Genomic DNA, 12,800 nt, shown 5'->3' on the forward strand with positions numbered 1-12,800 from the left:
TCCGCTCCGACGCTAGGAACGGCGCGTGACCACCCTCGGCCGTGCCGGTGAACGCGAGGTGAACGAGGCCGGAACTCCGCGCCCGTGCCTCAGACCGTCGGGCTGTGCACCTCGACCGCGACGGGGCCCGAATCCGGGTCGTCGACCGGGATGTGCAGCACGGCGTACTCGCCCGTGCTCAGCTGTGCGGCACGCCGCAGCTTCGCGACGTGGCGGTACCCGGCTCCCGCGGCCGCCGCGGCGATGATCTGCGGCAGCACGGGACCGTGGCTGCAGAGCACGGCGGTGCGCCGCTGTCGGAGGCGCTTGGCGACGATCCGGGCCACGCGCCCGCCGTCGTCGGTGTAGTCGTCCTGGGAGATGCCGGGCTTGAGCGTCACGTCGAGTCCGGTCAGCCGCGCCGTCGGCGCGATCGTGCTCTGGCAGCGCTCGGCGGGCGAGCTGTAGAGGCGCTCCGGCCGGAAGGCCGCGATGCCGGGCGCCACGCTGAGGGCCTGGTCGACGCCGCGCTGCAGGAGGGGGCGGGTGGCATCCGGGCCGTCCCAGTTCTCCGCCGGCACCGCCTTGCCGTGCCGCAGCGCGATGATCGCGAACGTGCGGGCGCGACCGAGCCGGTGCAGTTCGTCGAAGCGGTCGACGATGTCGATGTCGTGCGGATAGCTGAGCTGCTCGCGCGCGGCGGGGATCGTCACCCAGCTGAGGCGCTCGATCTCGTCGTTCGACTCGAACGTCGAGTTGGCGATCGCGAGCTCCCCGACCTCGGCGGCCCAGTACGAGACCTCCTTGGGCCGCCCGCTCGGCAGCTTGTAGCGGACCACCCCGAGGGGCGTGCCGAGCCCCACGAGCAGACCGGTCTCCTCGGCGATCTCGCGCACGGCCGTCTCCGGCAGCGTCTCGCCGGGATCCACCTTGCCCTTGGGCAGCGAGGTGTCGCGGTGCTGCGTGCGGTGCACCAGCAGGATCTCGACCCGGCCGTCGGCGCCCTCGCGCCAGCACACCGCGCCGGCCGCGAGCACGGGGAGGGGCTCACCGGGCCACCCGTCGTCGGGATCCGATCCGCCGGGCCAGCTCCACCTGCAGATCGCGCAGCGGCTCGCCGCGCTCGTCACGCGCATGGCGGCTCCAGGTGCCGTCCTCTTCCAGCCACCACGATGCCGTCGCATCGCTCATCGCGAGGTCGAACAGCTCCTCGAGCTCGACGATGTGCTCCGCGCGCCGCAGGCGCACGAGCGCCTCGACGCGGCGGTCGAGATTGCGGTGCATCATGTCGGCGCTGCCGATGTAGACCTGCGGATCGCCGTCGTTCGCGAACCAGAACACGCGCGAGTGCTCGAGGTAGCGGCCCAGCACGCTGCGCACCCGGATGTTCTGGCTCAGTCCCGCGATCCCCGGACGCAGCGAGCAGATGCCGCGCACGAACACGTCGACCTCGACACCCGCCTGGCTCGCCCGGTACAGCGCGTCGATGACGAGCTCGTCGACCATCGAGTTGACCTTGATCCGGATGCGGGCGGGCTTGCCGTCGAGCGCGTTCTGCGCCTCGGTGTCGATGTGCTTGATGAGGCCGGCCCGCAGATGCAGCGGCGCGACGAGCAGGCGCTTGAATTTCTTCTCGATCGCGTAGCCGCTCAGTTCGTTGAACAGCCGGGTGAGGTCCTTGCCGACGGTGTTGCTCGTCGTGAAGAGGCCGAGGTCCTCGTAGATGCGGCTCGTCTTCGGGTTGTAGTTGCCCGTGCCGATGTGGCTGTAGTGCCGCAGCACGCCGTCGCGGTCCTGCCGGACCACGAGCAGGAGCTTGCAGTGCGTCTTCAGCCCGACCAGCCCGTAGACGACGTGCACGCCCGCCCGCTCGAGCTTGCGCGCCCAGCCGATGTTGGCCTCCTCGTCGAAGCGGGCCTTGATCTCGACCAGCGCGAGCACGGCCTTGCCGTTCTGCGCGGCCTGGATGAGCGCCTCCACGATGGGGCTGTCGCCGCTCGTGCGATAGAGGGTCTGCTTGATCGCGAGCACGTTCGGGTCGACGGCCGCCTGCTCGATGAACGCCTGCACGCTCGTCGCGAACGACTCGTACGGGTGGTGCACGAGAACGTCGCCGCGGCCGATGGCGGCGAAGATGTCGGCCTTGTCGGTCGGCTCGGCCGGCCGGAACTGGGCAGCCGTCGTCGGCACCTGCTTCGGGTACTTCAGCTCGGGCCGGTCGATGCCGGTGATCTCGAACAGATCGCTGAGGTCGAGCGGTCCGGGGAGGCGGTAGACCTCCTGCTCGGTGATCTCGAGCTCCGACATGAGCAGCTGCAGCGTGACGTCGTCCATGTCCTCGCTGATCTCGAGCCGGATCGGCGGGCCGAACCGGCGGCGACGCAGCTCCTTCTCGAGTGCCTGCAGCAGGTTCTCGGTCTCGTCCTCCTCGATCTCGACGTCCTCGTTGCGCGTGACGCGGAACTCGTGGGTGGCGAGGATCTCCATGCCGGGGAACAGCTCGCCGAGATGGTTGGCGATGAGGTCCTCGAGGGGGATGTAGCGCACGAGGCCGCTCGCGTCATCAGGCAGCTCGACGAACCGCGGCAGGTTCTGCGGCACCTTCAGGCGCGCGAACTCGGTGCGGCCCGCCTTCGGGTTGCGCACCCGCACGGAGAGGTTGAGCGACAGGCCGGAGATGTAGGGGAACGGATGCGCCGGATCGACCGCGAGTGGCATGAGCACCGGGAAGATCTGCGCCGAGAAGATCTCGTCGATGCGGGTGCGGTCGTTCTCGTCGAGATCCGACCAGTTCTCGATGTGGATGCCGGCCGCGTCCAGCGCCGGCTTGATCTCGTCGTGAAAGACGCGGGCGTGCCGCTCCTGCAGCTCATGCGCCTTCTCGCCGACGCCGGTCAGCACGTCGAGGGGGCGGTGCCCACGTTGGTCGGCACGGCGATCCCGGTCTCGATCCGGCGCTTGAGCCCGGCGACGCGCACCATGAAGAACTCGTCGAGGTTGTCGGCGAAGATCGCGAGGAAATTGGCCCGCTCGAGCAGCGGCACGGTCTCGTCCTCGGCGAGCTCGAGCACACGCTGGTTGAACGCGAGCCAGCTGAGCTCGCGGTCGAGGAACCGATCGGAGGGCAGCGTGCCGTCGTCGATCCAGACCGGCTCCGGCTCGTAGTCGTCGAGCAGGTCGGCGGCGATCGTCGCGTCGCCGAGAGGGCTCTCCGTCTCCATCGCCCCATCCTGTCACCGCGCGCTGGAGCTTGGAGCGAAGGCCATTTCTGGCCTTCGCCGCGACGCCAGCGCTGGCGGCCGTCTCGGCCGCCAGGTTCTCCGGAAGTTCGTCTGGAGTTACAGAACGGGAGCGAGCGCGTCGTCCTCCTCGGCGACGTTGAAGCGGTAGCCGACGTTGCGCACCGTGCCGATGAGCGACTCGAGGTCGCCGAGCTTCGCGCGCAGCCGCCGCACGTGCACGTCGACGGTGCGGGTGCCGCCGAAGTAGTCGTAGCCCCACACCTCGCTGAGCAGCTGCTCGCGCGTGAACACCCGGTTCGGATGGGTCGCGAGGAAGCGCAGCAGCTCGAACTCCTTGAAGGTGAGGTCGAGCGGCCGCCCGTGCACCTTCGCGGAGTAGCTGGCCTCGTCGATCACGACGCCGGATGCCTGGATCTTGGAGCCCGCCTCCTGCCGCTGGGCGAGTCGTCCGATCACGAGGCGGATGCGGGCATCCACCTCGGCGGGCCCCGCGTTCTCGAGGAGCACGTCATCGACGCCCCAGTCGGCGGAGACCGCCGTCAGACCGCCTTCGGTGAGCACGAGCACCAGCGGCACGGCGACGCCGGTGGTGGTGAGGATCTTGCACAGCGACTTGGCGCTCGCGAGATCGGCGCGCGCGTCGACGAGGATCAGGTCGGTGGCGGGGGCGTTGACGAGGGCCGCCGGCTGCGCGGGGATCGTGCGCACGCGGTGGCTCAGGAGCCCCAGCGCGGGCAGCACGTCGCCCGCGACCGCCTGGGTCAGGATGAGCAGCTGGGCCAACGGAGCCTCCTGAAGGGTGCGACGAGTCTATCGGCGGTAATCTGGCGGGCATGGCGTGGCAGATCGGCACCGTCGTCCCGGTCTGGGTCGTCGCACTCGCCGGGGCCGTGGTCGTCGCGGTCATCGCACCGGGGCGCAGCCTCGTCTGGCTGCCGATCGTCATGGCGCTGTGCGTGCTCGTGACCATCGCGATCCAGCTGGGTGTGCAGCGCAAAGAGGGGTTCGTGACCCGGCTGATCCTGAGCTTCTCCGGCGCTCTCGTGATCGTCGGCCTCGCCACGGCGGCGCTGAGCCTCGGCCGGTAGACTGCCCTCATGATCCTGGCCGTCGAGCTCTTCTACATCGGTCTGCTGGGTCTCGCCGCGCTGGCGATCGCCTTCGTCGCGGTCGTGGTGCTCTACAACCTCTTCCGCGGGCAGCGCTAGGCGGCTCGGCCGTGGCGCGCCTGTTCGACCTCGACGCGAGCCTGCCCGCCGAGATCGTGCCGCTGTCGTGGCTGCTCGGTGTGTGGGAGGGCAGCGGCGTGCTCTCGTACAAGATCGCCGACGAGACCCGTGAGCACGAGTTCGGCCAGCGGGTGGCGTTCACGCAGGACGGCACCCCGCACGTGCAGTACACCTCCTCCAGCTGGCTGCTCGGGGGCGAGGAGCCGCGGCCGCTCTTCTCCGAGATCGGCTACTGGCGCCTCGCCCGGCCGCTCGGGGATGCCGACCCCGGCCCCGGCATGCTGCCCGGCCTCGGCTCGCCGGTCTTCCAGACGGCGGAGGCGGTCGAGACCCTGCGCAACGGCGACGGCGGCTTCGACCTCGAGGTGTCGATCGTGCACCCCGGCGGCGTGAGCGAGCTGTACCTCGGGCAGGTGAAGGGGCCGCGCATCGACCTCGCGACCGACGCCGTCGTGCGCACGGCGAGCGCGAAGGAGTATGCGGCGGCGACCCGCCTGTACGGCCTCGTCGAAGAGCACCTGCTCTGGGCCTGGGACATCGCCGCGCTCGGCCAGGACCTGCGCACCCATGCGAGCGGACGGTTGGCGCGCCTTGAGTAATCCCTTCACCGACCAGCGCGCGCTCCTGGCGGCCGACGCGTTCGCCGACCTGTCGTCGCACGATGTGCTGAGCATCACCGGGCCCGATCGGCTCAACTGGCTCGACTCCCTCACGTCGCAGCGGCTCACCACGCTCACGCCGGGGGAGTCGGCCGAGACGCTGCTGCTGGATCCGAGCGGGCGCATCGAGTACGCCGCGCGCGTCGTCGACGACGGCGAGACGACCTGGCTGCTCATGGATGCCGGCACGGGCGCCGGGCTGGCCGAGTTCCTGCAGCGGATGCGCTTCATGCTCCGCGTCGAGGTCGCCGACCGGACGGCGGACTTCGCGACGGTCGGCGGGTTCGGTGTCGCGCCGCAGGGAGCCGTCGTCACGTGGCACGATCCCTGGTCCAGCGTGGTGGCCGGCGGCTGGCAGTACGCCGCCGACGAACCGGATGCGGTGACCGACTGGACCTGGTCGGAGTCGCTCGTGCCGCGCGACGCGCTCCCGGCGGCCCTCGCGCCGGAGGACGCCGCCGAGGCGCTGCGGATCGCCGCACGCCGCCCGCGCGCCGCGACCGAACCTGATGCCACGACCATCCCGCATGAGCTCGACTGGCTGCGCAGCGCCGTGCACCTGAGCAAGGGCTGCTACCGCGGGCAGGAGACGATCGCCAAGGTGCACAACCTCGGCCACCCGCCGCGCCGGCTGGTGCTGCTGCACCTCGACGGTTCAGAGGGCGGCCTGCCCGCCCACGACGACGCCGTGCTGCTCGGCGACGCGACCGTCGGCCGGATCACCGCGGCCGCCCGGCACTTCGAGCTCGGCCCGATCGCCCTGGCGATCGTGAAGCGCACGACCGACCCGAGCGCCGCGCTCACCGTGCGCGCCGCCGACGGCGACCTCGCCGCCGCGCAGGAGGTCATCGTGCCCGTGGATGCCGGCGCGACGGCCGGTGTCCCGCGACTCCCCGCATCCGCTGATCCCTCCCGGTTCCGCCGTTCTCAGCCGGGGGCGACGGCGGCCCAGTCGACGGTGAGCTCGCCCAGGCGCCAGCGGGCGCGCGAGTCGTGCACCGCGAGCCCGGCGGCGCGCAGGGTCTCGACCGACGCGATCCAGCGCTGCACGGGGCCGTAGACGGCGAGCGGGGAGTGCGTCGCCCAGGCGCGGTCGAGGTCGCCGAGGAGGCGGTGGATGCGCTCTCCCGCGACGTTGCGGTGGATGAGCGCCTTGGGCAGGCGCTCCGCCACGATCGAGGGTGCCTCGAGCTCCGCCAGGCGCAGCGAGATCGTGAAGGTGCGCGGCCCGTCCGGACCGAGGCCGACCCAGCTGGCGATCCGCCCGAGCTCGTCGCACGTGCCCTCGACGAGCAGGCCCTCCGGCTGCAGGCGCGCGCACATCGTCGCCCAGGCGGCGGCGACCTCGTGCTCGTCGTACTGCCGCAGCACGTTGAGCGCGCGTACGATCGCGGGACGGCGTCCGTCGAGGGGAGCTCGAACCCGCCGAGCCGGAACGTCACGCCGCCGCGCGCCGCGGCGCTCGCGATCCGCACCCGCTCGGGATCGATCTCGATCCCGACCACCTCGACATCGGGCCGCAGCTTCGCCAGCCGGTCGCGCAGCTCGAGGGTCGTCGTCGCCGAGCGCCCGTAGCCGAGATCGACCACGAGCGGCTGGACGGTGCGCCGCAGCACGGGCTGGGCCGCGATCCACCGGTCGATCCGGCGCAGCCGGTTCGCCCCCGTGGTGCCGCGCGTGATCCGCCCCTGCGGAATCGCGCCCCGTGCCATGCCGCCCACCGTACAAAGTTCAGGAGCGGCACGGCGATTCGCGCCGATTCGCGCGGGACGCGCTCGCCTCCTCCTGAACTTTCGACAGGTCTTTCGGCGGGTCCTTCGGCGGCTGTTTCGGCGGGTCGTTCGGCGGGTCGTTCGGCGGGTGGGGCGGCCGTAGGCTGAAACCGTGACCCACACCCTGATCCTGCTGCGCCACGGCAACTCCGAGTGGAACCAGAAGAACCTGTTCACGGGTTGGGTGGATGTGCGGCTGAGCGAGCAGGGCGTGCAGGAGGCCGCACGCGCCGGCGAGCTGCTGAAGGAGTCCGGGCTGGCCCCCGATGTGCTCCACACGAGCGTGCTCACCCGCGCCATCCAGACCGCGGACCTCGCCCTCGACGTCGCCGACCGGCTCTGGATCCCGGTGCGCCGCTCGTGGCGCCTCAACGAGAGGCACTACGGCGCGCTGCAGGGCAAGGACAAGGCGCAGACCCTGGCCGAGTACGGCGAGGAGCAGTTCATGACGTGGCGCCGCAGCTTCGACGTGCCGCCGCCGCCGCTGCCCGACGACAGCGAGTTCTCGCAGGCGCACGACGTGCGTTACGCCGACGTGCCCGACCGCGAGCTCCCGCGCACCGAGAGCCTCAAGCTCGTGATCGACCGGATGCTGCCCTACTGGCGCTCGGACATCGTCCCGGACCTCGCGGCCGGCAGGACCGTGCTCGTCACGGCCCATGGCAACTCGCTCCGCGCGCTCGTCAAGCACCTCGACGGCATCTCGGACGACGACATCGCCGAGCTGAACATCCCGACCGGCATCCCCCTGGTGTACGAGCTCGGCGACGACTTCACGCCGGTCGCGCCCTCGCGCTACCTCGACCCCGAGGCCGCCGCCGCGGGCGCTGCGGCCGTCGCCGCGCAGGGCAAGAAGTAGGGCGCCGGCAACCGAGGCCCGAGACGGGCGCTGGCGTCGCGGCGGAGGCCGGAAATGGCCTCTGCTCTAAGCTCCAGCGCGCTGCGGCGCCCAATCGCCGGTGGCGAGGTAGCGCACCTTCTTCGCGATCGAGACCGCGTGGTCGCCGAACCGCTCGTGATAGCGCGAGGCGAGGGTGGCATCCACGGTCTCGGCGGCGCCGCCCTTCCAGGTCTCGCCGAGCACCTTGTCGAAGACGCTGAGGTGCAGCGCGTCGATCTTGTCGTCCTCGTCGCGGATCTCCTCGGCGAGCCGGGTGTCCTCGGTGCGCAGCAGCTCGGTGAGCTTGTGCGCGACCTCGACGTCGAGCCGGCCCATCTCGGCGAAGGTCGCGCGCAGCGACGTCGGCACGACCTTGTCGGGGAAGCGGTAGCGCGCGAGCTGGGCGATGTGCTCGGCGATGTCGCCCATCCGCTCGAGCGACGCGCTGATCCGAAGTGCGCTCACGACGATGCGCAGATCGCGTGCGACCGGTGCCTGGCGCGCCAGGATCTGGATGGCATGCTCGTCGAGCTCCGCCGCCAGCGCGTCGATCTTGGTGTCGTCCTCGATCACGGTCTCGGCCAGCGCGACGTTCGAGTCGTTGAAGGCCCGGACGGCGTTCTCGATCGAGCCCTCCACGAGGGAGGAGATCTCGACGAGGCGGTCCTGCACCTCTCGCAGCTCCTGCTGGAACACCTCGCGCATGGCTGACGGTCCTCTCGATTCGCCGGGCGATGACGCGCCCGCAGGCAACGCTCGCCATCCCAGGTGAACGCCCGGTGACGCGGGTCTGAACTTCGGGCGAAGCGGAGCCCCGTCGACGCCCGCGACCGGTGCCACCGGGATGCCGCGCCCTAATCTAGTCGCGTGTACCCCTGGCTCGCGTGGGCGGCGCTGGTCTTCGGCCTCGTGGTCGGGGCCGGAGCGACGGTTCTGATCGTCGCGGCTCATCGCCGGGGTGCTCGCGCCGTCGCCGTCGCGAGTCCCGCCCTCCCGGAGGGGGTCGACGAGGTCATCGACGCCCTCGAGTCGGCGGGGGTCGTGCTCGACCCCTCGAACAACGTGCTCACGGCGTCGAACGGCGCGCTCGCCTTCGGGCTGGTGTGGAACCGGGCGCTCGTGCATCCCGAGCTCGTCGAGCTCGTCGACCGGGTGCGCCGGGAGGGCGAGCCGATCACGCAGGAGCTCACTCTGAGCCGCGGCCCGTTCGGCGAGGCCCAGATCCACCTGCTCGTACGGGTCGCGCGGCTCGGCAGCCGGTTCGTGCTGCTGCTGGCCGACGACCGCACCGAGTCGCATCGGCTCGAGGAGGTGCGGCGTGACTTCGTCGCCAACATCAGCCACGAGCTCAAGACCCCCATCGGCGCGGTGGGGCTGCTCGCCGAGGCGCTCGAGTCCGCGGCGGACGAGCCGGCGGAGGTGCGGCGGTTCGCCGGACGCCTCACGATCGAGGCGGACCGGCTCGGCCGGCTCACGCACGAGATCATCGAGCTCAGCCGGTTGCAGGCGACGGATGCCCTCGGTCACGCCGAGCTCGTGGACGTCGGCGGCGTGATCGCCCAGGCCGTCGATCGCAACCGGGTCGCGGCCGACGCGTGCGGCATCCGGCTGGTCGTCGGGGGCGAGAAGCGCGCACAGGTGTACGGCGACGAGCAGCTCCTGGTGACGGCCGTGCACAACCTCATCGCCAATGCCATCCAGTACTCGCCCGACGGGTCGAGGGTCGGCATCGGCGTCGCGGTGAACGAGGGCGTCGTCGAGATCGCCGTCACCGACCAGGGGGTCGGGATCCCCGAGAACGAGCGCGACCGGGTGTTCGAGCGCTTCTTCCGCGTCGACGCGGCGCGCAGCCGCAGCACGGGCGGCAGCGGGCTCGGCCTGAGCATCGTCAAGCACGCCGTCCAGAACCACGGGGGCGACGTGCGCGTCTGGTCGCAGCCGGGATCCGGCTCGACCTTCACCATCCGCCTGCCGGAGGCCTCGCACGCGACGGCCGCGATCCTCGGAGTGACCTGAGTGGCCCGCATCCTGATCGTCGAAGACGAGCTCTCGCTCAGTGAGCCGCTGTCCTTCCTGCTGCGACGGGAGGGGTACGAGACCGACACCGCGGCGGACGGCCCGGAGGCGCTCGCCGCCTTCGACCGCGCCGGAGCCGACCTGGTGCTGCTCGACCTCATGCTGCCGGGGTTGCCGGGCACGGAGGTGTGCCGCGAGCTGCGGACGCGCTCCTCCGTGCCGATCATCATGCTGACGGCGAAGGACAGCGAGGTGGACATCGTCGTGGGGCTCGAGCTCGGCGCGGACGACTACGTGACCAAGCCCTATTCGTCGCGCGAGCTGCTGGCGCGCATCCGCGCGGTGCTGCGCCGCCGCGTGGAGACCGAGGTGGATGCCGACGCGATCCTGGAGGCGGGCCCGGTGCGGATGGACATCGAGCGGCATTCGGTGTCGGTCGGCGGCGCGGAGGTGGCGATGCCGCTCAAGGAGTTCGAGCTGCTCGAGCTGCTCATGCGCAACGCCGGACGGGTGCTGACCCGGGGCCAGCTCATCGACCGGGTGTGGGGCGCCGACTACTTCGGTGACACGAAGACGCTCGACGTGCACATCAAGCGCATCCGCTCGAGGATCGAGCAGGATCCCTCGCAGCCGTCGATGCTCGTGACCGTGCGCGGCCTCGGCTACCGTTTCGAGGCGTAGCGCCGCCCTTTACGGCGTCGGCGAGGAGCTCGGCGCCGGGCTCTCGGTGGCGCCGGACAGCGGCGTCATCGTGGGCGTCGGAGTCGGCTTGGGCGGCGTGGTCGGGTCGAGCTTCTGGTACTCGCCCTGCCGGTTGGTCAGCACCGGGACGGTGATCTGCTTGCCGGGCTCCGAGCCGTACTGCACGTAGAGCGCCAGCAGGCCGCCCGCGTCGGTGGCGATGTCGGGCAGGAAGACCTGGCCCTTGGACCCGTACCCGAGATCGGTCGCCTTGCCGGGCGCCAGCGTCACCTTCTTGGTGTGCCGGCCGTCGACGTCGTACTGGATCGACAGGGTCACCCTCTCGTCGGACCCGTTGTACGCCTGCGCGACGAGGTTGCCGTTCTGCCCGTTCTTCGTGATCACGAGCGTGTTGAGCAGCTTGACGTCGCCGACGGTGACGTTCACGCCGTCCGTGACGTCGTTGATCTCCTTGGTGGCGATCGGGGTGACGAACGTGCAGCCCGCGATCCCGGCGACCACGAGCCCGGCGGTCACGATCGAGGCGAATGCCCGAGCCTTCAACTGGTCCTCCCGAGGGTCGTGCCCAGCATATCCGGACGGGCGACGGGGCCCGGACCGCCCCCGGAGGCTGAAGGTCCGCTGTGGTAAAATGGAAGGTCTGCGGAAGGAACAACTCCATGCTTTTCGAGGTCGGCGAGACGGTCGTCTATCCCCACCACGGTGCCGCCACCATCACGGAGGTGAAGAAGCGCACGATTCGAGGCGAGGAGAAGGTCTACCTCAAGCTCAACGTCACGCAGGGTGATCTCACCATCGAGGTCCCTGCGGAGAACGTCGACCTCGTCGGCGTGCGCGACGTGATCGGCAAGGAGGGCCTCGACCGCGTGTTCGAGGTGCTGCGCGCCCCGTTCACCGAGGAGCCCACCAACTGGAGCCGCCGCTACAAGGCGAACCTCGAGAAGCTCGCCTCCGGCGATGTGATCAAGGTCTCCGAGGTCGTGCGCGATCTGTGGCGCCGCGATCAGGACCGCGGCCTCTCGGCCGGCGAGAAGCGCATGCTCGCGAAGGCCCGCCAGATCCTGATCTCCGAGCTCGCCCTCGCCGAGAAGACCGACGAGGAGCAGGCGTCGACCGTCCTCGACGAGGTCCTGGCCTCCTAAACATCAGGCCGCGGAGGCCCGGGATGCGCGTCGCGGTCGTCGTCGTGGCGGCCGGTTCCGGCTCGCGGCTCGGCCGCGACCGGCCGAAGGCGTTCGTCGAGCTCGGAGGCACGACGATCCTGGAGCACGCCCTGCGCCGGGCGTGCGCGGCGGCGTCCGTCACGCAGATCGTCGTCGTCGCCCCGCCGGAACGGGTCGGCGAGGCCGGCGCGATCGCGCGACGCGTCGACCCCGGGATCGCCGTGGTGGCCGGGGGCGCGCATCGTCAGGCGTCCGTCGCCGCGGGTCTCGCGCTCGTCGACCCCGCCGCCGGCGTCGTGCTGGTCCACGACGCCGCCCGCCCGCTCACCCCGCCGGAGCAGTTCGACGCCGTCGCCGCGGCGGTGACCGCCGACGCGGGCGCCGTGCCCGGGCTCCCGGTGTCCGACACGATCAAGCGGGTCGAGGGGGAGGTCGTCCGGGAGACCGTCGACCGCAGCGCGCTCGTCGCGATGCAGACGCCGCAGGGATTCCCCGCTCGGCGCTGCTGGCCGCCTACGCCGCCGCCGACCGCGACTACACCGACGACGCCGCCCTGTTCTCGGCGGCAGGGCACGAGGTGACCGTGGTACCGGGTGACCCCACGGCGTTCAAGATCACGACGGAGGCCGACCTGCACCGGGCGGCCGCGACGCTCGAGGGGGCGGCATGCGCACCGGCATCGGCATCGACGTGCACGCGTACGACGACGCGGCGCCTCTCTGGCTCGGCGGGCTGTACTGGCCCGACCAGCCGGGGCTCGCCGGGCACAGCGACGGCGACGCCGTCATCCACGCCGTGTGCGACGCGCTGCTGTCGGCCGCGGGGCTCGGCGACATCGGCGGACGCTTCGGCTCCGACGACCCGCGCTTCGCCGGAGCGCGGAGCGAGCTGTTCCTGGGCGACACGCTCGAGGCGGTCGCCGGCGCCGGTTTCGGCGTCGTCAACGTCGCGGTGCAGGTCATCGGCGACCGGCCCCGGATCTCGGAGCGGCGCAGCGAGATCGAGGCGCTGCTCGGCGGCCGGATCGGTGCGCCCGTGAGCGTCGCGGGCACGACCTCCGATCACCTCGGCTTCACGGGTCGCGGGGAGGGCGTGGCCGTGATCGCCACGGCGCTGCTCACGAGGGCGTCCTGACGGAGCACGCCCTAGGCTCGACGG

General features: G+C 71.3%; 11 protein-coding genes and 2 pseudogenes. 8 read left to right on the plus strand and 5 right to left on the minus strand.

All coding sequences use genetic code 11. The features are described 5' to 3' along the window. Positions 1 to 89: 89 nt before the first annotated feature. The 3 genes and pseudogenes from QQK35_RS12860 to QQK35_RS12870 form a co-directional block, all read right to left on the minus strand. Positions 90 to 1,016, minus strand: a complete 927-nt coding sequence (locus QQK35_RS12860) for an NUDIX hydrolase (RefSeq protein WP_284254520.1) — start codon at positions 1,014 to 1,016, stop codon at positions 90 to 92. A 10-nt stretch (positions 1,017 to 1,026) separates the two neighbouring features. Continuing rightward, positions 1,027 to 3,200: pseudogene (locus QQK35_RS12865) on the minus strand (RNA degradosome polyphosphate kinase). Between the two features lie 117 nt (positions 3,201 to 3,317). Next, positions 3,318 to 4,004, minus strand: a complete 687-nt coding sequence (locus QQK35_RS12870) for a response regulator transcription factor (protein ID WP_284254521.1) — start codon at positions 4,002 to 4,004, stop codon at positions 3,318 to 3,320. Between the two features lie 50 nt (positions 4,005 to 4,054). Between QQK35_RS12870 and QQK35_RS12875 the strand changes: the two genes are divergently transcribed. From QQK35_RS12875 to QQK35_RS12890, 4 genes are all read left to right on the plus strand, one after another. Further along, the gene (locus tag QQK35_RS12875; protein ID WP_284254522.1) at positions 4,055 to 4,309 is read left to right on the plus strand and encodes a hypothetical protein; all 255 of its coding nucleotides are present in this window, start codon (positions 4,055 to 4,057) and stop codon (positions 4,307 to 4,309) included. A 140-nt stretch (positions 4,310 to 4,449) separates the two neighbouring features. Further along, positions 4,450 to 5,049 (plus strand): nitrobindin family protein, encoded by a 600-nt coding sequence (locus QQK35_RS12880; protein ID WP_284255701.1) that lies wholly within the window; start codon positions 4,450 to 4,452, stop codon positions 5,047 to 5,049. Next, on the plus strand, positions 5,018 to 6,169 hold the full coding sequence (gene ygfZ, locus QQK35_RS12885; protein WP_284254523.1) for a CAF17-like 4Fe-4S cluster assembly/insertion protein YgfZ: 1,152 nt from the start codon (positions 5,018 to 5,020) through the stop codon (positions 6,167 to 6,169). Before QQK35_RS12880 ends, ygfZ begins: the two co-directional genes overlap by 32 nt. A gap of 824 nt (positions 6,170 to 6,993) precedes the next feature. Beyond that, positions 6,994 to 7,740, plus strand: coding sequence for a phosphoglyceromutase (locus tag QQK35_RS12890; RefSeq protein ID WP_284254524.1), 747 nt, complete (start codon positions 6,994 to 6,996; stop codon positions 7,738 to 7,740). A gap of 66 nt (positions 7,741 to 7,806) precedes the next feature. Here the strand turns inward: QQK35_RS12890 and phoU are convergent, their stop codons facing one another. Continuing rightward, positions 7,807 to 8,466 (minus strand): phosphate signaling complex protein PhoU, encoded by a 660-nt coding sequence (gene phoU, locus QQK35_RS12895; protein ID WP_284254525.1) that lies wholly within the window; start codon positions 8,464 to 8,466, stop codon positions 7,807 to 7,809. Between the two features lie 162 nt (positions 8,467 to 8,628). On the opposite strand from phoU, the gene QQK35_RS12900 reads away from it, so the two are divergent. After that, complete coding sequence (locus QQK35_RS12900) at positions 8,629 to 9,777, plus strand: sensor histidine kinase (protein WP_284254526.1); 1,149 nt, start codon at positions 8,629 to 8,631, stop codon at positions 9,775 to 9,777. Beyond that, a complete protein-coding gene (locus QQK35_RS12905; protein WP_284254527.1) occupies positions 9,778 to 10,458 on the plus strand; it encodes a response regulator transcription factor in 681 nt (226 codons plus the stop codon). Between the two features lie 9 nt (positions 10,459 to 10,467). Here the strand turns inward: QQK35_RS12905 and QQK35_RS12910 are convergent, their stop codons facing one another. Next, positions 10,468 to 11,022 carry a hypothetical protein gene (locus QQK35_RS12910; protein ID WP_284254528.1) on the minus strand — a complete coding sequence of 185 codons (555 nt, stop codon included), beginning with the start codon at positions 11,020 to 11,022 and terminating at the stop codon, positions 10,468 to 10,470. A gap of 116 nt (positions 11,023 to 11,138) precedes the next feature. Between QQK35_RS12910 and QQK35_RS12915 the strand changes: the two genes are divergently transcribed. Both QQK35_RS12915 and ispD read left to right on the plus strand, forming a co-directional pair. Then, positions 11,139 to 11,621: a CarD family transcriptional regulator gene (locus QQK35_RS12915; protein ID WP_284254529.1), complete on the plus strand. Its 483-nt coding sequence runs from the start codon at positions 11,139 to 11,141 to the stop codon at positions 11,619 to 11,621. A gap of 23 nt (positions 11,622 to 11,644) precedes the next feature. Continuing rightward, positions 11,645 to 12,776: pseudogene (ispD, locus tag QQK35_RS19830) on the plus strand (2-C-methyl-D-erythritol 4-phosphate cytidylyltransferase). Positions 12,777 to 12,800: the final 24 nt, after the last annotated feature.

The sequence above is a fragment of the Pseudolysinimonas kribbensis genome, from assembly GCF_030161895.1.
In the GTDB taxonomy this organism is placed as follows: domain Bacteria; phylum Actinomycetota; class Actinomycetes; order Actinomycetales; family Microbacteriaceae; genus Pseudolysinimonas; species Pseudolysinimonas kribbensis.